We start from the raw sequence: 23,389 nt of genomic DNA on the forward strand, positions 1-23,389 counted from the left end.
GACATCGATGGGGTGGGTGGCGAGCAGCGACAGCGGCAGCGGCTGGCGCCGCAGCGCCCGCGCCCACAGGTCCACCCGCGGCCCGGCCAAGACGTCAGAAGGCAACGCCGACAAGACGATCCAGTCGTCGCGCTCGATCTCGCCTTCGAGCTGACCGATGGTCCAACCTGAGTAGCCCGCGAAGATCCGCACCCCTTCCAGCAGTGGAGCAATCGCCTCGGGGTCGGCTTCCAGGTCGACCATCACGATGCGCCCGCTGACGTGCCTCAGCCCGGGGATGCCCTGCGGGTCGGCGCCCACCCGCAGCGCCCCCAGACACAGTGCAGCGTCACGTTTCACCGGGCCTCCGATGAACATCGTCTTGGGCTTGGCCGCCAATTTGGCCCACTGGGGCAACACGTTGTAGACAGCGGTGTCGCTGGGCCGGTTGAGCACCACTCCCAAGGTTCCGCCGTCGTTGTGCTCGACGACGTAGATCACGCTGCGCCGGAACGTCGGCTCCAGCAGGTCGGTACTCGCCAGCAGCAAAGTGCCCGATCGCACTCGGTGGGCGGCAGGTGCGACATAGTCTTCGGGATCTTCGTGCTGCGCCACATCACCATCATGGCACCAGCACGCAGTTGTGGTGGCGAACAAGGGCGCTCAGAGCCGAGATTTGTACGCTGGTTGCAAGTTGCGGTCGCTCGTGGGCTGACCGCGGCGATCGCGGAAGTAGGTCTTGTGGTTGACATCCGCGCGCCCGCCACGGTGTGGCGTTCAGTGCGTCGTTTGCCTGACTTCTGGCGACTGCTGGAGCTGCGCGTCGCCAGTCAGTTCGGTGACGGGCTGTTCGCCGCGACGCTGGCCGGGGCGCTGCTGTTCAACCCAGACCGGGCAACCAGTCCGTTGGCGATCGCGGGTGCTTTCGCGGTGCTGTTTTTGCCGTATTCGTTGCTCGGTCCGTTTGCCGGGGCGCTGATGGACCATTGGGATCGGCGGCTGGTGCTGGTCGGCGCCAACGTCGGTCGCCTGGTGTCGATCGCTGCGGTGGGTGCCTTCTTGGCCGTCGGGGCCAGCGATTGGGTGGTGCTGTGCGGCGCACTGATCGTCAACGGCTTCGGCCGCTTCGTCGCTTCCGGGTTGTCGGCGGCCTTGCCGCAGGTGGTACCGCGCGAGCAAGTGGTCACCATGAATTCGGTTGCCAATGCCACCGGCGCGGTCTCCGCGTTCGTCGGCGCCAACTTCATGCTGTTCCCGCGCTGGCTTATTGGGGCGGGCGACAACGGCTCGGCGTCCATTATTTTTCTCGTTGCGATCCCGGTCTCGATCGCCCTGTGGTTGTCGCTGCGGTTTACTGCTCGCGCGCTGGGGCCTGATGACGGCAACCGCGCCGTTCACGGGTCGGTGATCTACGCGGTCATCACCGGCTGGTTGCATGGCGCGCGGACGGTCTTGGACCGCCCGTCGGTGGCCGCCACCCTTTCAGGACTGGTGGCGCATCGGATGGTGTTCGGCATCAATACGCTGTTGGTGCTGGTGCTCGTCCGGCATATGGGCGCGGTGGCCGTTGGGGGGTTGGGTACCGCGGTGATGTTTGTCGCCGCGACCGGGGCGGGGTCTTTTCTAGCCAACGCGTTGACCCCGCCGGCGGTGCGGCGGTGGGGCCGCTACGCCACCGCCAACGCTGCCTTGGCGACCGGGGCCGTCATCCAGATCGCCGCGGCCACCTTGCAATTGCCGATCATGGTGCTGTGCGGATTTCTGCTGGGCATCATCGGCCAGGTTGTGAAGCTGTGCGCTGACACCGCGATGCAGATCGACGTCGACGACGGCTTGCGTGGCCACGTGTTCACGGTCCAGGATTCGCTGTTTTGGTTCTCGTTCATCGTCGCGGTTAGCTTGGCGGCGTTAGTGATTCGGCCCGACGGGCGTTCACCGGCGCTGGCGTTGACCGGTACGGTGCTCTACCTTGTCGGGCTCCTCGTCCATGCCACGGTCGCCCGGCGCGGGCAGCCAGTGAGCGATCGCTAAGGTACATCCATGGCCGGTCCGGGCCCGATCGTGGACGACTTGCGCGCTGAGAGCGACGAGCTGGATGCGTTGGTGGCGCCGCTTGCCGACGGGCGCTGGGCAGAGCCGACGCCGGCGCCTGGCTGGACCATCGCCCACCAGGTAGGACACCTGTTGTGGACGGACTGTGTCGCGCTCACCGCGGTCACCGACGAGGTCCGATTCGCCGATGTGCTGGCGGCCGCCGCCGCCAATCCCATGGGCTTTGTCGACGAGGGCGCCGACGAAATGGCCACCAGGTCGCCAGCGGTGCTGCTGGCCGACTGGCGGCTCACCCGCGCGCAGCTGCATGAGGCGCTGCTGACCGTTCCCGACGGCCGCAAACTGCCGTGGTTCGGGCCGCCGATGAGCGCGGCGTCGATGGCTACGGCGCGGCTGATGGAAACGTGGGCGCACGGACTGGACGTCGCCGACGCTCTCGGCGTCAAACGGCCGGCCACAGCGCGGCTGCGTTCCATTGCGCATCTGGGTGTGCGCACCCGCGACTACTCCTTCGTGGTCAATGGGCTTACGCCGCCGGCCGAGCCGTTTCTGGTCGAGCTACGCGCCCCGGACGGGAGCACCTGGTCGTGGGGACCTGCAGATGCGGCCCAGCGCGTCACGGGCTCGGCGGAAGACTTCTGCTTTCTGGTCACGCAGCGACGCCCGCTCGGCTCGCTCGACATCACGGCACACGGCGCCGACGCACAGCGGTGGCTGGGGATCGCGCAAGCTTTCGCCGGCCCTCCGGGGCCTGGGCGATGAGCGCGCGAAGCGCTCGAAGAGACGCGGCCCATCGGACTCCGGCGATGAGCGCTGTGCCGGGAGATGACCGCGAAGCGTGTTTGGCGGCCGGGCAACGCGCGCACTGGGAACAGACCTACGCCAGCCATCCCGGCCTTTACGGCACGGAGCCGTCCGCAGCCGCGAAGTATGCGATGGAAGTGTTCGGCTCCACCGCTGTCACCACACTTCTCGATCTTGGTGGCGGGCACGGACGCGACGCATTGTTCTTCGCGCGCAATGGGATTAAAACTCATGTTGTTGATTTCAGCGCGACAGCACTGCGACAGCTGACCGACACCGCCAAGACGCTCGGGCTAGGTGATCGAATTGCGGTGACAGAACACGATGTTCGCTCTCCGCTACCGATAGCTACAGCATCCGTCGATGCGGTATTCGCACACATGCTGCTATGTATGGCATTTTCTACCAACACTATTCGCGCTATCGTCGATGACGTCCGGCGAGTGTTGCGGCCCGGAGGCGTATTCATCTACACCGTTCGGCACACCGGCGACGCGCATTACCGGGCCGGCATCGCGCACGGCGACGACATCTACGAGCACGGCGGCTTCGCCGTTCACTACTTCTCGAGCCAACTCGCCGACGAGTTGGCCGCGGGATGGGAACTCGCCGATGTGCGTGAGTTCTGTGAGGGCGAGCTACCGCGACGCTTGTTCTGCGTTACCCAGATCAGTCCACATGACTGAAAGGGCGCTTAGTCGCTTACAGGGCCGTGGCGGCGTCGGCGGCACCGTCGCCGTCGCTGTCGGTGAGCTTGACGTCCCACTGCCCGTCGCCGTCGCTGTCGACATAGGCCGTGTCGTAGCCGCCGCTATCAGCGGCCAGCATCACCCGGTCGGCCAGACCGTTGCCGTCGGCGTCCACCAGCCGGTCATCAGCGCGGCCGTCGGCGTCGAAGTCGACCAGCGGGCCGCCAGTGTGCTCCACCCCGTCGAGTCCGAACCACCGCAGCTGCCCACTCCGGTCCACGGCAACCGACCATGTCCCGGTTCCGTCATCGGTGAAGTAGCTCTCCGCGGTGCCGTCGTTATCGAGATCCAGCACGGCATGGTCAGCCAATCCGTCGCCGTCGAAATCGGCCAACGCGTCGTCGCGGAGCCCGTCGCCGTCGAAGTCCAGCCCCACCGCGTCGAACCGGCCGTCATGGTCGAGGTCTAGGTCCGGCTGGCCGTCCCAGATTCTGGCCGCGCCGTCTTCACCGCCAAGGCAGTACTCCATGCGATTAACGACGCCTCCTGGCTGTTACCGGTTCCCGCGTGCCTTCCACCAGGACAGCAGCTCGGCAGTCGCTTCCTCTCGAGTCAACGGCCCACGTTCTAGCCGCAACTCTTTGAGGTAGCGCCACGCCTCACCCACCTGCGGGCCGGGCGGGATATCGAGGATCGCCATGATCTCGTTGCCGTCCAAATCGGGGCGTATCCGCGCCAGGTTCTCCAAGGCGGCCAGTTCAGCGATCCGCGCCTCCAGCCGGTCGTAGTTGGCCTGCAGTCGGGCGGCCCGGCGCGGGTTGCGGGTCGTGCAATCGGCGCGCACCAGCTTGTGCAGCCGCGGCAGCAGCGGACCCGCGTCGGTCACGTAGCGGCGCACCGCCGAATCGGTCCACTTGCCCTCGCCGTAGCCATGGAACCGCAAGTGCAGGTACACCAGCTGGGAGACATCCTCGACCATCTGTTTCGAGTACTTCAGCGCCCGCAGACGTTTGCGGGCCATCTTGGCGCCGACCACCTCGTGGTGGTGAAAGCTGACCCTGCCGTCGGGTTCGTGCTTGCGGGTGGCGGGCTTGCCGATGTCATGCAACAGCGCGGCCCAGCGCAACACCAGATCCGGGCCCTCGTCCTCGAGGTCGATGGCCTGCTGCAATACCCGCAGCGAATGCTGGTAGACGTCTTTGTGTTGGTGGTGTTCGTCGATGGCCATCCGCATGGCGCCGACTTCGGGCGACACGACCTCACCCATCCCGGTTTGCACCAGCAAGTCGATGCCGGCCACCGGGTCCTGGCCGAGCAGCAGCTTGTCCAATTCCGCGGCTACCCGTTCGGCGGTGATCCGGGCCAGTTGCGGCGCCATGTCTTCGATCGCCGAGCGCACCCGCGGGGCGACGCTGAAGCCCAGCTGCGAAACGAACCGCGCAGCGCGCAACATCCGCAACGGGTCGTCGGCGAACGACTCCTCCGGGGTCGCCGGCGTGTCCAGCACCCCGGCACGCAGGGCCGCCAAACCGCCCAGCGGATCGACGAATTCACCGGGCCCGCTTGGGGTGACGCGCACCGCCATCGCATTGACGGTGAAGTCGCGGCGGGCCAGATCGTCGTCGAGGCGGTTTCCGAAACGCACCTGCGGGTTGCGTGATACTCGGTCGTAGCGGTCGGCGCGAAACGTGGTGATCTCGAGGCGGTGATCGCCTTTGCCGACGCCGACCGTGCCGAACTCGATCCCGGTGTCCCACAACGCATCGGCCCAGCCCCGCAGGATCGCCTGTACCTGCTCGGGCCGGGCGTCGGTGGTGAAGTCGAGGTCGGGGCTGAGCCGACCAAGCACCGCGTCGCGCACCGATCCTCCGACCAGATACAGCTCATGGCCAGCATCGGCGAACAATGCCCCCAGCTCGCGCAACAGCCCGGCGTGCACGTTCAACGCCACCGCAGCTGCGGTCAGCAGGTCGGCGTCTTGGGCGGTGTCGGGCACGTTCGATGAGCCTAGTCGTGCGACGATGCCGCCGCGTGCGGCGGTCGCGCGGCCGGCTACCGGCGAGTGGCCCAGGAACGCGCAACTGCGCCAGCTACTATCGCTTGGGTGTCGGACGACGAACAAGGCAAAGCTCGTCGACGCCGGGGCAGGCGTCGCGGTCGGCGCGCGGCCGGTTCGTCCGAACACCGCTCAGCCAACCAGGCGGCCGACGGCGCCACCGCGGCATCGGATGCCGGTTCAGCGAAATCGTCCCGCTCCCGCGCGTCGCGCCGCGGACCCGAGCGACTGCGCACGGTTCATGAAACCTCCGCGGGCGGATTGGTGATCGACGGTATCGACCGGCCGCGCGAAGAACAGGTTGCGGCCTTGATCGGTCGCATCGATCGGCGCGGGCGGATGCTGTGGTCACTGCCCAAGGGCCACATCGAAGTCGGCGAAACGGCTGAGCAGACCGCTATGCGCGAAGTCGCCGAAGAGACCGGCGTCCGCGGCAGTGTGCTTGCCGCGCTGGGCAGCATCGATTACTGGTTCGTCACCGATGGGCGGCGGGTGCACAAGACCGTGCACCACTATCTGATGCGGTTCTCCGGCGGAGAATTGTCTGACGACGACGTCGAGGTCGCCGAGGTGGCGTGGGTGCCGATACGCGAATTGCCCTCCAAGTTGGCCTACGCCGACGAGCGGCGGCTGGCTGAGGTGGCCCACGAACTGATCGACAAGCTGCAAACGGACGGTCCGGACGCACTGCCGCCGCTGCCGCCGAGCTCACCGCGACGGCGCCCACAGACGCATTCGCACGCCCACCGCCGTCGGTCCGATGAACCCGCACCGGGCCGGAAGAACGGTCGCGGTCCAGGGCCGTGACCCGCCGGCGACGATGCAGAGCGTAGCGATGAGGAGGAGCGGCGCTTTGACCCAGCCGCGGCTTTCGCGGGCGGCCGCCTCGTGCCTCGCCGTAGTGGCCGGCATACTCGCCCTCCTCATCGTGCCCACCGCCGCGCCGCGCGCCGCCGCGGGCGAACCCGGCACGACCCCGTTCGTTCAAATCCGCGTCGACCAGGTGACCCCCGACGTCGTCACCACCACCAGCGAGCCGGTCGTCACCGTCAAGGGAACCGTCATCAATGTCGGCGATCGCCCGGTTCGCGACGTGATGGTTCGCCTCGAGCACGCTCCGGCGGTCACCTCGTCGGCGGCCTTGCGCACCAGCCTCGACGGCGGCACCGACCAGTACCAGCCGGCTGCGGATTTCCTCACCGTGGCAACGGAATTGCAGCGCGGACAAAAGAGCGGGTTCACGCTGTCCGCCCCGGTGCGGTCGTTGACCAAGCCGTCGCTGGCCATCGATCAGCCCGGCGTGTATCCACTGCTGATCAACGTCAACGCCACCCCCGACTACGGCGCGCCTGCCCGGCTGGACAACGCCCGATTCCTGCTGCCGGTGATGGGGGTGCCGCCCGAGCCGACTAAGACCTTCACCGACCCGTTGAGCTCCGTCGTCGCGCCCGACACGTCCAAGCCGGTGCAAATCACCATGCTCTGGCCGCTGGCCGACCGTCCTCGGCTGTCTCCGGGCGCACCCGGCGGCAGCTTCCCGGTGCGGCTGATGGACGACGAGCTGGCGGCCTCACTGGCCACCGGCGGACGGCTCGACGTTCTGCTGTCCTCTGTCGAGTTCGCAACCAGCCGCGACGTCGACCCGGACGGCACGGTCGGCCGCTCGTTATGTTTGGCCGTGGACCCCGACCTGCTTGTCACGGCCAACGCGATGACCGGCGGTTACGTCGTCTCTAACTCCGCCGACAGCAGCGCACAACAGCCCGGTACCCCTACCCGTCCCGGCACCGGGCAGGCAGCCGCCGTGAACTGGCTGGACCGGCTACGCGCGCTGGCGCACCGGATGTGTGTCGCCCCGACTCCGTACGCCCACGCTGATCTCGACGCCGTGCAGCGCGTCGCCGATCCCGGGCTGAGCGCCGCCGCGACCAGCAATGCCGCTGACATTGTCGACCAGATACTCGGGGTAACCTCCGTTCGGGGCGCTACCTTGATGTCAGAGGGTCCACTGACCCGCCGGGCCGCCGATCTGCTCAATAGCAGCGGCAACGCGGTGGTGGTCGCGGCTGCTGACCTCTCCGAGCAGGACACTGGTGGCGTCGCGAACGTCGAGCCGCGGCGGGTGGCCCCGCACGTAGTCATCACGCCGTTCGACCCGGCCGTCGCCGCGGCATTGGCCGCGGCCGGCGCTGATCCCGTGGCGCCGACCTACCTGGGCAGCGCACTGGCCGTACGGCTGCGCCATGACTCGGACGCCGCTCGCCGGCAGGACGCGCTGGCGTCGATGCTGTGGCGGAGCTTGGAACCCGCCGCCGCGGCCCGCGTCCAGATCTTGATGCCACCGGCGGCCTGGAACCTCTCGGGCAACGACGCCCAGGCCATTCTCAGCACTCTGGCCACCTCGATCCGTTCCGGGCTAGCGGTCCCGCGACCGCTGCCGACGGTGATCGCCGACGCCCAGGGCGTCGCCGCCACACCTGTGCCGATCAGCGCCGACGCTGCCGCAGCCGGCCGGTTCGACGACCAGGTCACCACTGAGATCGCCGGCGAGGTTGGGCGGGTGTGGGGCTTGACCGCGGCGCTGACCACCGACGCCCGAACCGGGTTGACCGGCGCCGCCTACACCGCGCCGCTGCGCGAGGACATGTTGCGCGCGGTGAGCCAGACTGAGCCCCCCGACACCCGTAATGGGCTGGCGCACCAACGACTGGACATCCTCGGACACGCTGTCGACGACCTCTTCGGCGCGGTCACGATCGTCAACCCCGGCGGCTCGTACACGCTGGCCACCGAACACAGTCCACTGCCGTTGGCTTTACACAACGGCTTGGGTGTCCCGATCCGGGTCCGCCTACAGGTCGACGCGCCACCGGGGATGTCGGTGACCGACATCGGCGAAATCGAGCTGCCGCCCGGCTACCTTCCGCTGCGGGTGCCGATCGAAGTGAACTTCACCCAGCGCGTCGCCGTCGACGTGTCGCTGCGCACGCCGGACGGGCTGGCGCTGGGCGAGCCGGTGCGGTTGTCGGTGCACTCCAACGCCTACGGCAAGGTACTGTTCGCGATCACGCTGACCGCCGCTGCTGTTCTGGTCACGCTGGCCGGACGGCGGCTATGGCACCGTTTCCGTGGCCAGCCCGACCCCGCCGACCTTGACCGTCCGGATCCCGATGATGCGCGGTACGCCGAAGACGGCGTTGCTGAGCGCGTGGACGAAGAGCACCGCGTATGAGTTTCGCCGGTCAGCGCATGCCGCCACCGGCCCAGCCACCGCCGCGGCGGCCCGTCCCGCCAGGCCCAACACGGCCACCCCCCGGGGTAGCGCCCCAGGGGCGGCAGGAGCTCTCCGATGCCGCGCTGGTGTCGCGGTCCTGGGGAATGGCATTCGCCACGTTGGTCAGCCGGCTCACCGGGTTCGCGCGGATCGTGTTGCTGGCCGCACTTCTCGGCGCGGCACTGTCCAGCGCCTTCTCGGTGGCCAATCAGCTGCCCAACCTGGTGGCCGCGCTGGTGCTGGAAGCAACCTTCACCGCGATCTTCGTGCCGGTACTGGCCCGCGCGGAGCAAGACGACCCCGACCGCGGCGCGGCGTTCGTGCGGCGGCTGGTCACCCTGGCCACCACCTTGCTGCTGGTGACCACCGCGTTGTCGGTGGCTGCCGCCCCGCTGCTGGTGCGATTGATGCTAGGCCACGACCCACTTGTCAACGAGCCACTGACCACAGCGTTTGCCTACCTACTGCTGCCGCAGGTCATCTTCTACGGCTTGTCGTCGGTATTCATGGCGATCCTCAACACGCGCAACGTCTTCGGGCCGCCGGCCTGGGCGCCCGTCGTCAATAACGTCGTCGCGATCGCCACCTTGGGTGTCTACCTGGCGGTACCGGGCCAGCTGTCGGTCGACCCGGTGCGGATGGGTAACGCCAAGCTGCTGGTGCTGGGCATCGGCACCACGCTGGGGGTGTTTGCGCAGACCGCGGTGTTGCTGGTGTCGATCCGGCGCCAGCGCATCAGCCTGCGTCCGCTGTGGGGCATCGACGACCGGCTCAAACGCTTCGGGGCGATGGCAGCGGCGATGGTGCTGTACGTGCTCATCAGCCAGCTGGGTCTGGTAATCGGCAACCAGATCGCCAGCAGCGCCGCGGCCTCCGGTCCGGCGATCTACAACTACACGTGGCTGGTGCTGATGCTGCCGTTCGGGATGATCGGCGTCACCGTGCTCACGGTGGTGATGCCGCGGCTGAGCCGGAACGCAGCCGCCGACGACATTCCGGCCGTGCTGGCCGACCTGTCGCTGGCCACCCGGCTGACGATGATCACGCTGATCCCGACGGTGGCGTTCATGACGGTGGCGGGCCCGGCGATCGGAAGCGCGCTGTTCGCCTACGGTCGCTTCGGCAATGTCGACGCGAGCCACCTGGGCGCGGCGATCGCGCTGTCGGCGTTCACCTTGGTCCCCTACGCATTGGTGCTGTTGCAGCTGCGGGTGTTCTATGCGCGCGAGCAGCCCTGGACGCCGATCGTGATCATCGTGGTGATTACCACGGTCAAGGTCATCGCGTCACTATTGGCGCCGCACATGACCGACAACCGCGAGCTGGTCGCCGGCTATTTAGGGTTGGCCAACGGGCTCGGGTTTTTGGCCGGCGCGATTGTCGGTTACTACCTGCTGCGGCGGGCACTGCGGCCCCTGAGCGGTCACCTGGTCGGCGTCGACGAGGTGCGGACCATTCTGGTGACGGTCGCGGCGTCGTTGCTGGCCGGCCTCATTGCTCACGTCGCGGACTGGCTGCTGGGCCTCGGTGCGCTAACCACACACGGCGGTGGCGCGGGCTCGCTGCTGCGGCTGTTGGCATTGGCGGTGCTCATGCTGCCGGTCATTGGCGCGGTCATGATCCGCGCACGGGTACCCGAGGCGCAGGCAGCGCTGGATGCCATGCTGCGCCGCATTAGCCGCGGGCCTCTGCCCGCCAGGGCCGCCGGCCGGCTCGACGATCACCAGCGTCACCGCAGTCGGGTCACGTACGCTGATCAAAGGAATTCGTTCACGCCGGGGGGGTTTCCGGTCCCGGAACTGATCCGGCGGGGGCCTCCCGATTACATAGCTGGAGAGGGCAGACGGAAAGGACCAGCGGTGACCGACCGTCCAGCCGAGCGCGCCTCGTCGGCACCTGATATCGAGCCGGTGCGGCGACCCGGATCCGATGGGCCCGGTCCTCGCCCGCCCGCATCGCCGCCGCCGGCACCCGATCGGCCCGCTTCACCCCGGCCCCCGTCGTCACCGGTCGCCGACGACTTCCAACCCGATATCCCGGCTGACTTCGACGTTGACGCGCCGCCGATGTCGAAAGCTGCGCATCGACCCAACGGTGACATTGCACGCGATACGTCCAGCACCTCGCCGAGGGATCCCGAGCCGCTTGCTTTCGACGCCCCCCGGGAACCGGCCCCCGAACCGTCGTCACGGCAAGATGTCGTCCATCTGGTACCCGGCGCCCGGATCGCCGACGGTCGCTATCGTCTGCTGGTCTTCCACGGCGGAGCTCCCCCGCTGCAGTTCTGGCAGGCGCTGGACACGGCGCTGAATCGACAGGTCGCACTGACCTTCGTCGACCCCGACGGCGCATTGTCAGAACACCAATTACAAGCAATCCTTTCGCGCACAATGCGGCTCAGCCGCATCGACAAGCCGGGCATCGCCAGAGTGCTCGACGTCATCCGTACCGGCAATGGCGGTTTGGTGGTTGCTGAGTGGGTCCGCGGCGGCTCCCTGCAGGAGGTCGCCGACACCTCTCCGTCGTCGGTCGGCGCCGCCCGCGCGATGCAGTCGCTGGCTGCGGCCGCCGAAGCCGCTCACCACGCCGGCGTCGCGCTGTCAATCGACCACCCCAGCCGGGTCCGAGTCAGCATTTCCGGTGACGTGGTGCTGGCATTTCCGGCGACCATGCCCGACGCCACCCCCGAAGACGACATCCGCGGAATCGGCGCCGCGCTGTATGCCTTGCTCGTCAACCGGTGGCCGCTGCCGGAGTCCGGAGTGCGCAGCGGTCTGGCCCCCGCCGAGCGGAACTCACTTGGTCAGCCCGTCGAACCCAGCGCCCTTGACCCCGACATTCCCTTCCAGATCTCCGCAGCAGCGGTCCATGCGGTCCAGGAGGGTGGTGGAATACGCAGCGCGTCAACGCTTTTGAACCTCCTCCAGCAGGCGACCGCGGTGGCCGACCGCACTGATCTGCTGAGTCCGATCAAAGAACCGGTGCCGCCGCGCGGGGCTTCCAGTCCGCTGGGCCCTTCGCTGTCCGGCTCCGATGAAGCCGCCGCCCGGCACCGTCGCATCGTGATGGCCAGCATCGGCGCCGGGGTCGCGGTCATCGCGGTGGTCTTGTTGCTGCTGGCGTCCGTGCTGGGCCGGATGTTCGGCGACCTCGGCGGTGGCCTCGACAAAGACCGGCTGGGACTCAATGCGCCATCGTCGAGCGCGACTGCGGCTGGCGATTCGGCTGCCGCGGGCAGCACGGTCAAACCGGTGAAGGCCACCGTCTTCTCCCCGGGCGGCGACCCCGACTCCCCTGGCCAAGCCGGCCTGGCGATCGACGGTAATCCGGCCACCGCCTGGACGACCGACACCTACACCGACGCCGTCCCGTTTCCGAGCTTCAAGAGCGGTGTCGGGCTGCTGCTGCAGTTGCCGACACCCACGGTGGTCGGCAACGTCACCATCGACACCGCCAGCACCGGAACCAAGGTCGAGCTTCGCTCGTCGCCGACACCGACACCGGCCAAGCTGGACGACACCGCGGTGCTGACGCCGCCAACGGCGTTGCAACCCGGTCACAACAGCATCCCGGTCAAGGCGGCGTCGCCGACGTCCAACCTGCTGGTATGGATCTCGACGCTGGGAAGCACCGCCGGCAAAAACCGCTCGGAAATCTCCGAGATCACGGTGCAAGCCGCGTCGTAAGTGCTGTCAACCGCACTCGCCCTTTGGGGTGAAGTGCTGCAGCCACGGCGATTCGTTACTGTCCGGCCGTGGGCTTGGGAGCGCAGGTTCGGCAGCAACGCAGCGACGCCGAACTGCTGGCCGCTCACGTCGCCGGCGACCGTCATGCGTTCGCAGAGCTGTTCGCTCGTCATCACCGGCAGCTACACCGCCTTGCCCGCTTGACCAGCCGCAATCACGAGGACGCCGAGGACGCGTTACAGGACGCGATGCTCTCGGCGCATCGCGGTGCGCGTTCGTTCCGGCACGACGCCGCAGTCAGCAGCTGGCTGTACCGCATCGTGGTCAATGCCTGCCTGGATCGGCTGCGCCGCAGCAAGGCTCACCCGACGGCTCCACTCGACGACGTCCATCCGGTGCCGGACCGAACGGCCCAGGTCGACACGGCAATCGCGGTCCAGCGGGCGCTGATGCGACTACCCGTCGAGCAGCGGGCCGCAGTGGTCGCGGTCGACATGCAGGGTTACTCCATCGCCGATACTGCCCGCATGCTCGGCGTCGCCGAAGGCACCGTCAAAAGTCGATGTGCCCGCGCGCGGGCCCGCCTGGCGGCGCTGCTCGGTTACCTCGCGACCGACCTGGCCGCCGAGCCCGTCACCGATTCCGCTCGGCGTCCGGCGCGTTAGCGTCCTCGTCGCCTGCCCGGCTCCTTTTTCCGAGGCACCTTCTGCGTCGTCGTCCGGCGTGTGCATAGCGGTCAGCCTGTGCATAACGGACACTGGGGCGGATGGCTGAAGCTGACAACGATGCCGCGCACGACGGTGCGGCGGGCTCCGATCCGCCGCTGACGGTGGAGCTGCTCGCCGACCTTCAAGCCGGTCTGCTCGGCGACGACGAGGCGGCGCGGGTACGAAAGCAAATCCGGGCCGATCCAGCCGCTCAAGAGGCGCTACGAGCCCTCAACCACGTCCGCCGTGATCTCGCAGCGTTAGGCGCAGACTCGCAATCGGCGCCCGACACTCCCCCGGATGTCGTCGCTCGGATCACGGCGGCGCTGCGCTCCGCGACTGGCCCGGCGCGACCGTCCGGCGCCGCCCATGCGCTGCGGCCGCACAGCCGTCCGACACGGATAGCTGCCGCCGCAGCCGGCGTCGCCGCCGCTGTCGCTGCGATCGGTGTGGGCACCGTGGCCCTGCTGCACAGTCCTGCGCCCACGCCGAGCGCGCCGAGCACCGCCCGGCACATCACGGTGTCGCGGCCGCCGGCAACGATTCCGCTGTCGCCTCCCGAAATCCTCGGAATGCTCCGGAGCCGCCCGGACTACGGCCCGCTGAACGACCCCACCCGCCGCGCCTCATGCCTGACCGGACTGGGCTATTCGGGCGCCACCGAGGTGCTGGGGGCCCGGCCCGTCGAGGTCAGCGGCCGGCCAGCCGTGTTGCTGGTGCTTCCCGGGGACAGCCCTGACCGGCTCACCGTGCTGGCAGTGGCAACGAACTGCACCGAAGCCGACACCGGTCTGCTGGCCGACACGGCCGTTGGCCGCCCATAGCGTTGTGCGGAACAGCACCGCCTACGCTGGCGTTGCAACACCTGAAGTTGCTTTGTCGAAGCCAGCTTCCTACGCGAAAGGCCTGTATGACCGCCCCCAGCACTGTGCACGACGTGATCATCATCGGATCGGGCCCCGCCGGCTACACCGCAGCCATTTATGCGGCGCGGGCGCAACTGGCACCACTGGTGTTCGAGGGCACCTCGTTCGGCGGCGCGCTGATGACGACAACCGATGTGGAGAACTACCCCGGCTTTCGCAACGGCATCACCGGCCCGGAATTGATGGACGAAATGCGCGAGCAAGCCCAGCGGTTCGGCGCCGCTCTGCGGATGGAAGACGTCGAATCGGTCTTTCTCGAGGGCCCGATCAAGTCGGTCGTGACTGCTGAGGGACAGACCTACCACGCCCGCGCCGTGATCCTGGCGATGGGCGCGGCCGCCCGCTACCTGCACGTGCCCGGCGAGCAGGACCTCCTGGGCCGGGGCGTGAGTTCCTGCGCGACGTGCGACGGGTTCTTCTTCCGCGACCAGGACATCGCCGTTATCGGCGGCGGTGACTCGGCGATGGAAGAGGCGACATTTTTGACCCGCTTTGCCCGCAGCGTGACGATCGTGCACCGCCGCGAAGAGTTCCGGGCGTCCAAGATCATGCTCAACCGCGCCCGCAGCAACGACAAGATCCGCTTCATCACCAACCACGTCGTCGTCGCCGTCGAGGGCGACAGCACGGTCACCGGGCTGCGGCTACGCAACACGATCACCGGCGAAGAATCCCAGCTGGCCGTGACCGGCGTGTTCGTCGCCATCGGCCACGACCCGCGCTCGGAGCTGGTCCGCGAAGCCGTCGACGTCGACCAGGACGGCTATGTGCTGGTCAAGCAGCCCACCACGAGCACCTCAGTCGACGGTGTGTTTGCCGCCGGCGACTTGGTGGACCGCAGCTATCGGCAGGCCGTTACTGCCGCCGGCACCGGATGCGCCGCGGCGATTGACGCCGAGCGCTGGTTAGCCGAGCGTGCAGAGTCCGACGGGGGCGCCGAAACCGAGGCCGGCACCGACACCGATCTGATTGGAGTACCGAGATGACCGAGAACACCAGCGCCCCAGTCGAAGTCTCCGACGCTTCCTTCGCGACGGAGGTGTTGTCCAGCAAAACGCCTGTGCTCGTTGATTTTTGGGCGACGTGGTGTGGGCCGTGCCGGATGGTGGCGCCGGTGCTCGAGGAAATCGCCGCCGAGAAGGCCGGGCAGCTCACGGTCGCCAAACTCGACGTCGACGCCAACCCGGAGACCGCCCGCGATTTCCAGGTGGTCTCGATCCCCACACTGATCCTGTTCAAGGACGGTCAGCCCGTCAAACGGATCGTCGGCGCCAAGGGTAAGGCCGCGCTGCTGCGCGAGCTTTCCGACGTGGTTCCCAGCCCCCAGTAGCACAGTGCGGCCGGCTGTATCTCGCGGCGATTGGCCTGGCGTTTTCTTAAATTCGAGAAGCGTCTGCGACAATACCGCCTAGCCTGTCAAGCATCGGCAGCACCAGTCGGGCTGGCTCACCGGAGGGTCCTGGCATGTCGAATCCGCATCGTGGTGTCGGCGACGAGCTACGCTGCGGCGACCGCAGCGCAGCCGTTACCGAGATCCGCGCCACGCTGGCATCGCTGGGATATCTGCACGGTCCCGAGGCAGACCTCACCACCGGAAAGCAAGTGGCGCTCGACATATTCGACGCCGAACTCGATCAGGCGGTGCGAGCCTTCCAGCAACAACGCGGGCTGCTGGTGGACGGCATCGTCGGCGAGGCGACCTATCGCGCGTTGAAAGAGGCGTCCTACCGGCTCGGGGCCCGTACACTATTTCATCAGTTCGGCGCACCGATGTACGGCGACGACGTCGCCACGCTGCAGTCCCGGCTGCAAGATCTCGGGTTTTATACCGGTCTGGTGGACGGATACTTCGGGTTGCAGACGCACAATGCGCTGATGTCTTATCAACGCGAATACGGTCTCTACGCCGACGGTATCTGCGGCCCAGAAACGTTGCGTTCCTTGGATTTTCTCGCATCGCGCGTCACCGGAGGCTCTCCACACGCCATTCGTGAAGAAGAGCTTGTTCGTCGTTCCGGCCCGAAACTGTCTGGCAAGCGGATCATTATCGATCCCGGCCGCGGCGGCGCCGACCACGGACTGATCACTCAAGGTACAGCCGGACCCATTAGCGAGGCCGACATACTGTGGGACTTGGCAAGTCGGCTCGAGGGCCGGATGACTGCCATCGGAATGGAGACGTTTCTGTCCCGCCCGCCCAACCACAGCCCGACGGATGCCGAGCGGGCTGCCACCGCCAACGCCGTCGGCGCCGACCTGATGATCAGCCTGCGCTGTGCAAGCCTGGCCAGCCCATCGGCCAACGGGGTGGCTTCCTTCCACTTCGGCAATTCGCACGGGTCGGTCTCGACAATCGGCCGCATGCTCGCCGATTTCATCCAGCGAGAAGTTGTGGCGCGCACCGGTTTACGCGATTGTCGCATTCACGGCAGAACCTGGGATCTGTTGCGACTTACCAGGATGCCGACCGTTCAGGTCGACATCGGCTACATCACCAATCCGCATGACCGAGCGAAGCTGGTCACGCCGCAGACCAGAGACGCCATCGCAGAGGGCATCCTTGCCGCGGTCAAGCGGCTCTACCTGCTTGGTAAAAACGACCGGCCGACTGGAACGTTCACCTTTGCCGAGCTGCTGGCCCACGAGCTTGCAGTGGAGCAGGCGAGCCGCATCAGCGGTTCGTAGGCGACGCGCCCGCCGCCACGGGCTGCTGCAGCTGTGCATTCTCCAGCAGCCGCTCCAACGCCGCTTCCACCTCGGCCTTCCAACCCAAGCCTTTGTCGAGTTCCAGGCGTAGCCGCGGGAAGTACCGGTGCGGGGCCACCACGACGAACCCCGCGGTCTGCAGGAAATCCGCGTCAATGATGCAGTGGTCCACCGAACAGTCACCGATCGCCGCCAGCACTGGCCGGACCTCCGGCTCAGCGGTGTGGGCATCCTGAAGCTCGCTGACCGCCTCGGTGCGGCCGAATGCCTCCAACGCCCGGACGCCGCGGCGCACCAACTCATCGACCACTCGAGCGACAAGGCTGTGCCGCAGGTCCTCGGCAGCCTGCGGCTCCACCCCCATCGAGGTCAGCAGCACCGCATCGGCCGAGACCGGAGCGGTCGGAAAGCGCTGCGCCCGCGGCACCACCCGCGGCGGCGCATAGAGCACGTACCCCACGCAGGGTGGTTCGCTGTTCCCGCACTTAGCCGGGTCTGCGGTCGCCACCTGACCGCACGAGCCCCATTCCAGCATCACCATCGACAGCCAGGCTTCCTTCTCGAATTCCGGGTCGGTCAGGTGGTCGTCGGCGTGCAGCGCTGCGGGATCGACCTCCCAGTAGACGCAGCGACGCGCATGCTTGGGCAGGTGCTCGAACGCTTCGAGTCGCAGCGGTGTGATACGGGCAGACACTAGACTTCCCGGCCTCCGCGCGGTGTTGGCGCTGACGACGCTACTCGGGCCGCCCCCACACGCATCGTTAGCGCTGATGACGCCGGGCTTCTTCGGAGCCCGACCAAGCATCGGCGTGCGGCTGCAGCTGGCGGCCGTGCCGCTCGGGCTATCCGACCCACGCCGTCGCAGGGGTGTGCCACGTGCCTCGCTCCCCTTTCACGCCGGTCTCGCTGGCAGGAATTCGCCAAGCGCGGCCGCACGGTCGACACCCGGAATACGCCTACAGCACTTCCAGGATAGGAGAGGTACTCGGTGCCCGGCCAGTACAACCGCTCGATGACCCCCGCCCCAGGCCCTAGCCGAAACTTATTGCCCTGCAGGGTAATCCGACGGTGGCATAGGGCCGGAATCGGCCGCGCGTCACAGTGACGGAACTACACCGTGTCGTTGGTCATGCCTGGGCAGCGTCCATCAGCCCGACGATGCGCTGCAGGTCGTCCACGGAGCCGAACTCGACCACGATCTTGCCCTTACGTTTACCGAGGCTGACCGTGACGCGGGTATCCAACGCGCCGGAGAGCCGCTCAGCAATGTCTTGCAGACCCGGCATCTGGATCGGCTTGCGCCTCGGCTGGGCCGGCGCAGGACCATCATCACGGTTGGCCAATGTCACCGCTTCCTCGGTCGCACGCACCGACATGCCCTCGGCGACAATTCTGGCTGCCAGCTCCTCTTGGGCTTCGGGGCCGCCCTCCAGCGCCAGCAGCGCACGGGCATGTCCCGCGGAGAGCACACCGGCGGCTACCCGCCGCTGAACGGCAATCGGTAGCCGCAGCAACCGGATCATGTTGGTGATCAGCGGGCGGGACCGACCGATGCGGGCCGCCAGCTCGTCGTGGGTAACACCGAACTCGTCCAGCAGCTGCTGGTAAGCCGCTGCCTCTTCCAACGGATTCAGCTGGACGCGGTGGATGTTTTCCAGCAGAGCGTCGCGCAGCATGCTGTCGTCGCCGGTTTCGCGCACGATTGCGGGGATCGCAGTCATGCCCGCCTGCTGGGCGGCACGCCAGCGCCGCTCCCCCATCACGATCTGGTACCGGGTGCCGTTCTGGGAGCCGTCCAAGGCCCGCACCACGATTGGCTGCATCAGCCCGAATTCCCGGATCGAGTGCACGAGTTCCGCAAGCGCCTCTTCGTCGAACGATAGCCGCGGTTGGCGGGGGTTCGGCTCGATGAGTGCGGGGTCGATCTCGCGGTAGACCGCTCCCACGGCGTTGCCGTTCACCGGGGCGTTGCCGCCGAGCACCACGTCCGCGGCCGCGTCACCCATTCGCGGCCCCAGGCTGGTGTCGGGGCTTCCGTCGGTCGGGCTGGTGGGGATCAGGGAGGCCAGGCCGCGGCCGAGTCCGCCTCGTTTGCGTGATGGCTGGTTCATGCTCGTCCCTCCGCTGCTGGTGGCTGATCGCGCTGAGCGAGTTCACGGCTGGCATCCAGATAACTCATCGCACCGCGCGAACCGGGATCGTAATCGATGATCGTCATGCTGTAGCCGGGCGCCTCCGACACCTTGACGCTGCGCGGGATCACCGTGCGCAGGACTTTGCCGCCGAAATACCGCCGCACCTCGTCGGCGACCTGGTCGGCGAGCTTGGTCCGGCCGTCATACATGGTCAGGATCACGGTAGTCACCTCCAGCCGCGGATTGAGGTGTGCCTTGACCATCTCGATGTTGTTCATCAGCTGCGACACGCCCTCAAGGGCGTAGTACTCGCACTGAATGGGGATCAACACTTCGGGCGCGGCGACCAACGCGTTGATGGTCAACAGGCCCAGCGACGGTGGGCAGTCGATGAAGACGTAGTCGAAGTCTGAGGTGTCCAGATCGGCGAGCGCGGTGCGAAGCCGGTTCTCTCGCGCCACCATGCTCACCAACTCGATCTCGGCGCCGGCCAGGTCGATGGTCGCCGGCACGCAGAACAATCGCTCGCTGTGGGGGCTGCGACGCAATGCCGCAAGCAACGGGATCTCACCCAGGAGCACTTCGTACGACGACGGTGTGCCCGAGTGCCGCTCGGTTATGCCCAACGCTGTGCTGGCATTGCCTTGAGGGTCCAAATCGATGACGAGCGTTTTGAGCCCCTGAATCGCCAGCGCGGCGGCCAGATTCACCGCGGTCGTGGTCTTGCCTACGCCGCCCTTCTGGTTCGCGATGGTAAACAGTCGGCGCTGCGCTGGTCGCGGCAATCGACCGTGGGTGGTGTGCAGAATCTGCATGGCGCGCTCGGCGGCCGCGCCGATCGGAGTGTCGTACTCGCCCGATGTTTCACGTGAAACCGTTTCACGTGAAACATCGGGCGGCGGCTGCGCTGGGCGCGGTGCCGACGGGGGCGGCCCGTAGGGCGCGTTCACGCTAACCGCCTTCTCGGCGTGCGTCGGGGCCGCCAAGGCGCTGGCGTCCGTCGTGCTATCACCACGGTTGCGGGCGGATCCAAGTAGTTCGCGCCACATGTCACTACCCTTACATCGGTCGCGCCCAAGGAGGTCATCACACGCCGGTGCCGGTTGACTTCCTCGCGCGCGCTCTCCCCTTTGATCGCCAGTACCCGGCCTCCTGGTCGCAACAGTGGCAGGCTCCACCGAGTCAACTTGTCCAGCGCAGCCACCGCGCGTGACACAGCCGCGTCCATGCACCCGCCGAACCGGTCCAACACCGCTTGCTCTTCGGCGCGTCCGCGGATGACGTCGACGGGCAGGCCGAGTTCGGACACTACTGACTGCAGGAACTGGCTTCGGCGCAGCATCGGTTCGACGAGCACCACCCGGAGGTCTACCCGCGCAATCGCCAGCGGAATGCCGGGCAGGCCTGCCCCACTCCCGATGTCGACCACCCGGTCTCCTGGGTCGAGTAGCTCAGCGACCGCCGCACCGTTGAGGATGTGGCGGTCCCACACCCGCTCCGCCTCATGGGGCCCGACCAATCCCCGCTGCACCGCGGCGCCGGCCAGGAGTTCGGCGTACCGCTCGGCCACCTCGAGTCGCGGTCCGAAGATCTCCGCCGCCGCTGCGGGAGCCGCCGCCGCAGCGACATGTTTCACGTGAAACATCCTCCGGCCTTCCGCCATGGGTGCGCCCGCCAAACTACACAGGTGTAACTTCCTTGACTTAGTCGACCAGCACGACGACCCGACGCAACGGCTCGACGCCCTCGCTTTCGCTGCGTACCCCCGGAACCGCGGCAACGGCGTCGTGCACGATCTTGCGCTCGAACGGCGTCATCGGGCTGAGCTCTTCACGCTCTCCGGTCTCCAACACGCGCCGCGCGACCTTGTCGCCCAGTGCGGCCAGCTCTTCCCGACGTCTGCGACGCCAACTTGCGATGTCTAGCATCAGCCGACTGCGTACGCCGGTCTTCTGATGAACCGCCAGTCGCGTCAACTCCTGGAGCGCGTCGAGCGCTTCTCCGTGGCGGCCGACCAACTTGTTGAGGTCGTCGCCCCCGTCGATGCTGACCACCGCGCGGTTTCCCTCGACGTCGAGGTCGATATCGCCGTCGAAGTCGAGCAGGTCCAACAACTCTTCCAGGTAGTCACCGGCGATCTCGCCTTCGGCGACCAAGCGCTCCTCCAGATCCTCGAGGTCGTCGCCATCTGGTGTCTCTGCCGTCGAGTTTTGCTCTTCCGCCTCGCGGTCAGTGGTGTCGGCCTCAGCCATGCCTCTACTCTCCTCGTCCCGTCATGCCCGGGGTGGCCCTCCTCACCGGCTCATTCCCATCGGCCGGCGGCCGTAGGCTTTTCGTCGGTTTGATTGCTTACCCGGTCACCGTTTACGTCTCTTCGGTTTGGCACCAGGGCGCGGTGCTCGGCTACCCGAAGTGCCGCTTCGCCCAACCTGATTCGGCTTAGCTGCCCTCGCGCTCGCCGGCTTTCCGTCGCCACCTTCAGTGGTAGCTTCCACGCTCGACGATTCGGTCTCCGGGGCCACCACCGCCCCGGGCGAACCGTTACCGGTCGAGGGTGCCGCTTTCGCCCCGCGCTTCGGCTTGGCGCCGGGCGCCGGCGCATTGGCTGCTCGCCGCTGGATCGCCTCTTGCTTTTTGGCCTCTTCTTCTTTCTCGATCATCCCGAACACATAGTGCTGCTGACCGAAGGTCCAGATGTTATTGGCAAACCAGTACAAGATGATCGCCAACGGCAGAAACGGGCCGCCGACCACCACGCCGAGCGGAAAGACATACAGCGCAAGCTTGTTCATCATCGCGGTCTGCGGGTTGGCGGCAGCTTCCGGGCTCTGCCGCGCGATCGAGGCACGGCTGTTGAAGTACGTCGCGACGCCGGCGAGGATCATCACCGGCACACCTACGGCGATCACCGCCGGCCGACTGAATTCGGTGAACGCATCCAACCCGGTGCGCTGCGTCATAAAGGCGCCGATCGGCGCCCGGAACAAGTTCGCGTCCAGAAAGTGCGCGACATCGGTGGGGCTGAACACGTAGTTGCCGGTCGCACGGTTTTCAGCGACCGACAGGTGTGGTTGGCCAAAACCGCCGGTGGTCCGGTTGAACGAGCGCAGCACGTGATACAAGCCGATGAAGACCGGGATCTGGGCCAGCATCGGCAGGCAACCCAGGATGGGGTTGAAGCCGTGTTCGCGCTGCAGCTTCTGCATTTCCAGCGCCATGCGCTGGCGGTCTTTCGCGTACTTTTTCTGCAGCGCCTTGATCTGCGGCTGCAGTTCCTGCATCTGGCGGGTGGTCTGGATCTGCCGCACGAACGGCTTGTACAGCAGCGCCCGTAGCGTGAACACCAGAAACATCACCGACAGTGCCCAGGCGAAGAAGTTTGAGGGCCCCAGCAGAAAACCGAATGCCTTGTACCAGAGCCACATGATGGCTGACACCGGGTAGTAGATGATGTCGAGGCTGAACCAGTCAAACAACGGACGCACTCTCCCCACGATTCGCTCGGGTGGCCCCGACGTCGCCGACACAGACAGCTTGCCCGGCGTGCCGCTCAGGAATCGGATCCCAACCGCCTTGATGCCACGGCCCGCATTTGGCGAGTCGGGTCAGCGCCAGCCAGCATCCGCGAACAAGCCCGTACTCGCTGAGGGCATCGACAGTGTATTGGCTGCACGTCGGAATGAATCGGCACGTCGCTGGCCGCAACGGCGACACCATGTGCCGATAGAGCTGGACGAGAAAAATCAGACCCCGCGCCACCGTCCTACCAGCGCGCCCCGCCGCATCGCTAACCCTGTTTCTTGTTGCGCTCACCGTGCCCGCCCCATCAGCTCACGGACGCGGCGCAGGCCGGTCCGTAATTCGTGTTCCAGCCTGGCTGACGGCAGCTCAGCGCTGCTGGGAAGCGCGCGGATCACGACCCGGTCGTGTGGATCCAACTCGCCCATGAGGCCTCGCGCGACATGACGCAATCGGCGCGCAACGCGATGTCTTTCGACGGCCGAGCCCACCGACTTGGCGATGATCAGTCCGACCCGTGGACCGGGCGGGTCATCGGCGGCGTCGCTGTCCCGGCGCGCGTGGATAACGATGTCCGGTTGCACGGTGCGTATCCCGTGCTTAACCGTCGCATCGAATTCCATTGACCGTTTCATCCGGTTCCGCGCGGGAAGCACCGCTTCAATGCCCGCGTTCGGGTCAAGCGGTTAGCGTCCGGCGACCTTTACGACGCCGGTTGGACACAATGGCGCGTCCAGCGCGGGTTCGCATCCGTAGCCGGAAGCCATGCACGCGGGCTCGGCGCCGGTTGTTCGGCTGGAAGGTCCGCTTGCCCTTGGCCACGGCTCACTCCTCGTCGCATCTTGGCACCGGATCC

General features: G+C 67.1%; 23 protein-coding genes. 11 read left to right on the forward strand and 12 right to left on the reverse strand.

Annotation, left to right across the window (positions count from 1 at the left end; translation table 11 throughout):
- Positions 1–594 (reverse strand): YqgE/AlgH family protein (locus ACFE99_RS04510; protein WP_375482813.1); only part of this gene is annotated, 594 nt, incomplete at its 3' end.
- Positions 595–720: 126 nt separating this feature from the next.
- On the opposite strand from ACFE99_RS04510, the gene ACFE99_RS04515 reads away from it, so the two are divergent.
- Genes ACFE99_RS04515 through ACFE99_RS04525 form a run of 3 tightly spaced genes read left to right on the forward strand, consistent with a single transcriptional unit; the run spans position 721 to position 3,521 of the window.
- The gene (locus ACFE99_RS04515) at positions 721–2,010 is read left to right on the forward strand and encodes an MFS transporter (RefSeq protein WP_375482815.1); all 1,290 of its coding nucleotides are present in this window, start codon (positions 721–723) and stop codon (positions 2,008–2,010) included.
- A 9-nt stretch (positions 2,011–2,019) separates the two neighbouring features.
- Complete coding sequence (locus ACFE99_RS04520; RefSeq protein WP_375482817.1) at positions 2,020–2,793, forward strand: TIGR03084 family metal-binding protein; 774 nt, start codon at positions 2,020–2,022, stop codon at positions 2,791–2,793.
- 44 nt (positions 2,794–2,837) lie between these two features.
- Positions 2,838–3,521, forward strand: a complete 684-nt coding sequence (locus ACFE99_RS04525) for a methyltransferase domain-containing protein (RefSeq protein ID WP_375482819.1) — start codon at positions 2,838–2,840, stop codon at positions 3,519–3,521.
- Positions 3,522–3,537: 16 nt separating this feature from the next.
- Here ACFE99_RS04525 and ACFE99_RS04530 read toward each other — a convergent pair whose 3' ends face one another.
- Positions 3,538–4,053 carry a pullulanase gene (locus ACFE99_RS04530; RefSeq protein ID WP_375482821.1) on the reverse strand — a complete coding sequence of 172 codons (516 nt, stop codon included), beginning with the start codon at positions 4,051–4,053 and terminating at the stop codon, positions 3,538–3,540.
- 24 nt (positions 4,054–4,077) lie between these two features.
- Positions 4,078–5,520: a CCA tRNA nucleotidyltransferase gene (locus tag ACFE99_RS04535; RefSeq protein ID WP_375482823.1), complete on the reverse strand. Its 1,443-nt coding sequence runs from the start codon at positions 5,518–5,520 to the stop codon at positions 4,078–4,080.
- A gap of 108 nt (positions 5,521–5,628) precedes the next feature.
- Here ACFE99_RS04535 and ACFE99_RS04540 point away from each other — a divergent pair, with 108 nt between their 5' ends.
- From ACFE99_RS04540 to ACFE99_RS04575, 8 genes are all read left to right on the forward strand, one after another.
- Positions 5,629–6,387 carry an NUDIX hydrolase gene (locus ACFE99_RS04540; RefSeq protein ID WP_375482825.1) on the forward strand — a complete coding sequence of 253 codons (759 nt, stop codon included), beginning with the start codon at positions 5,629–5,631 and terminating at the stop codon, positions 6,385–6,387.
- A 28-nt stretch (positions 6,388–6,415) separates the two neighbouring features.
- The gene (locus ACFE99_RS04545; protein WP_375482827.1) at positions 6,416–8,812 is read left to right on the forward strand and encodes a hypothetical protein; all 2,397 of its coding nucleotides are present in this window, start codon (positions 6,416–6,418) and stop codon (positions 8,810–8,812) included.
- Positions 8,813–8,829: 17 nt separating this feature from the next.
- Positions 8,830–12,540: a murein biosynthesis integral membrane protein MurJ gene (gene murJ, locus ACFE99_RS04550; protein WP_375482865.1), complete on the forward strand. Its 3,711-nt coding sequence runs from the start codon at positions 8,830–8,832 to the stop codon at positions 12,538–12,540.
- 68 nt (positions 12,541–12,608) lie between these two features.
- Positions 12,609–13,205 carry an RNA polymerase sigma factor SigM gene (gene sigM, locus ACFE99_RS04555; protein WP_375482829.1) on the forward strand — a complete coding sequence of 199 codons (597 nt, stop codon included), beginning with the start codon at positions 12,609–12,611 and terminating at the stop codon, positions 13,203–13,205.
- 101 nt (positions 13,206–13,306) lie between these two features.
- Positions 13,307–14,071, forward strand: coding sequence for a hypothetical protein (locus ACFE99_RS04560; RefSeq protein WP_375482831.1), 765 nt, complete (start codon positions 13,307–13,309; stop codon positions 14,069–14,071).
- 86 nt (positions 14,072–14,157) lie between these two features.
- Positions 14,158–15,159 (forward strand): thioredoxin-disulfide reductase, encoded by a 1,002-nt coding sequence (trxB, locus tag ACFE99_RS04565; RefSeq protein ID WP_375482833.1) that lies wholly within the window; start codon positions 14,158–14,160, stop codon positions 15,157–15,159.
- Positions 15,156–15,503 (forward strand): thioredoxin, encoded by a 348-nt coding sequence (gene trxA, locus ACFE99_RS04570; RefSeq protein ID WP_324968271.1) that lies wholly within the window; start codon positions 15,156–15,158, stop codon positions 15,501–15,503. Before trxB ends, trxA begins: the two co-directional genes overlap by 4 nt.
- A 134-nt stretch (positions 15,504–15,637) precedes the next feature.
- Positions 15,638–16,858: an N-acetylmuramoyl-L-alanine amidase gene (locus tag ACFE99_RS04575; protein WP_375482835.1), complete on the forward strand. Its 1,221-nt coding sequence runs from the start codon at positions 15,638–15,640 to the stop codon at positions 16,856–16,858.
- Here the strand turns inward: ACFE99_RS04575 and ACFE99_RS04580 are convergent.
- The 9 genes from ACFE99_RS04580 to rpmH all read right to left on the reverse strand — a co-directional run bounded on the left by ACFE99_RS04580 (position 16,845) and on the right by rpmH (position 23,355).
- Entirely contained in the window at positions 16,845–17,573 is a 729-nt protein-coding gene (locus tag ACFE99_RS04580) for an acetyltransferase (protein ID WP_375482837.1), read from the reverse strand. The genes ACFE99_RS04575 and ACFE99_RS04580 overlap by 14 nt on opposite strands.
- Before the next feature lie 433 nt (positions 17,574–18,006).
- Positions 18,007–18,990 (reverse strand): ParB/RepB/Spo0J family partition protein, encoded by a 984-nt coding sequence (locus ACFE99_RS04585; RefSeq protein WP_375482839.1) that lies wholly within the window; start codon positions 18,988–18,990, stop codon positions 18,007–18,009.
- Positions 18,987–20,063 (reverse strand): ParA family protein, encoded by a 1,077-nt coding sequence (locus ACFE99_RS04590; protein ID WP_375482841.1) that lies wholly within the window; start codon positions 20,061–20,063, stop codon positions 18,987–18,989. The genes ACFE99_RS04585 and ACFE99_RS04590 overlap by 4 nt, the downstream gene beginning before the upstream one ends.
- Complete coding sequence (rsmG, locus tag ACFE99_RS04595; protein ID WP_375482844.1) at positions 19,961–20,659, reverse strand: 16S rRNA (guanine(527)-N(7))-methyltransferase RsmG; 699 nt, start codon at positions 20,657–20,659, stop codon at positions 19,961–19,963. Before rsmG ends, ACFE99_RS04590 begins: the two co-directional genes overlap by 103 nt.
- Positions 20,660–20,717: 58 nt before the next feature.
- Positions 20,718–21,266: a protein jag gene (locus ACFE99_RS04600; RefSeq protein WP_375482846.1), complete on the reverse strand. Its 549-nt coding sequence runs from the start codon at positions 21,264–21,266 to the stop codon at positions 20,718–20,720.
- Between the two features lie 105 nt (positions 21,267–21,371).
- Complete coding sequence (gene yidC / locus ACFE99_RS04605) at positions 21,372–22,499, reverse strand: membrane protein insertase YidC (RefSeq protein ID WP_375482848.1); 1,128 nt, start codon at positions 22,497–22,499, stop codon at positions 21,372–21,374.
- Entirely contained in the window at positions 22,483–22,731 is a 249-nt protein-coding gene (gene yidD, locus ACFE99_RS04610; protein WP_375482867.1) for a membrane protein insertion efficiency factor YidD, read from the reverse strand. The genes yidC and yidD overlap by 17 nt, the downstream gene beginning before the upstream one ends.
- Positions 22,732–22,823: 92 nt before the next feature.
- A complete protein-coding gene (rnpA, locus tag ACFE99_RS04615) occupies positions 22,824–23,189 on the reverse strand; it encodes a ribonuclease P protein component (protein ID WP_375482850.1) in 366 nt (121 codons plus the stop codon).
- A gap of 22 nt (positions 23,190–23,211) precedes the next feature.
- The gene (gene rpmH / locus ACFE99_RS04620) at positions 23,212–23,355 is read right to left on the reverse strand and encodes a 50S ribosomal protein L34 (protein WP_083088040.1); all 144 of its coding nucleotides are present in this window, start codon (positions 23,353–23,355) and stop codon (positions 23,212–23,214) included.
- Positions 23,356–23,389 lie beyond the last annotated feature (34 nt).

It is taken from the genome of uncultured Mycobacterium sp. (assembly GCF_964249325.1).
GTDB lineage: Bacteria > Actinomycetota > Actinomycetes > Mycobacteriales > Mycobacteriaceae > Mycobacterium.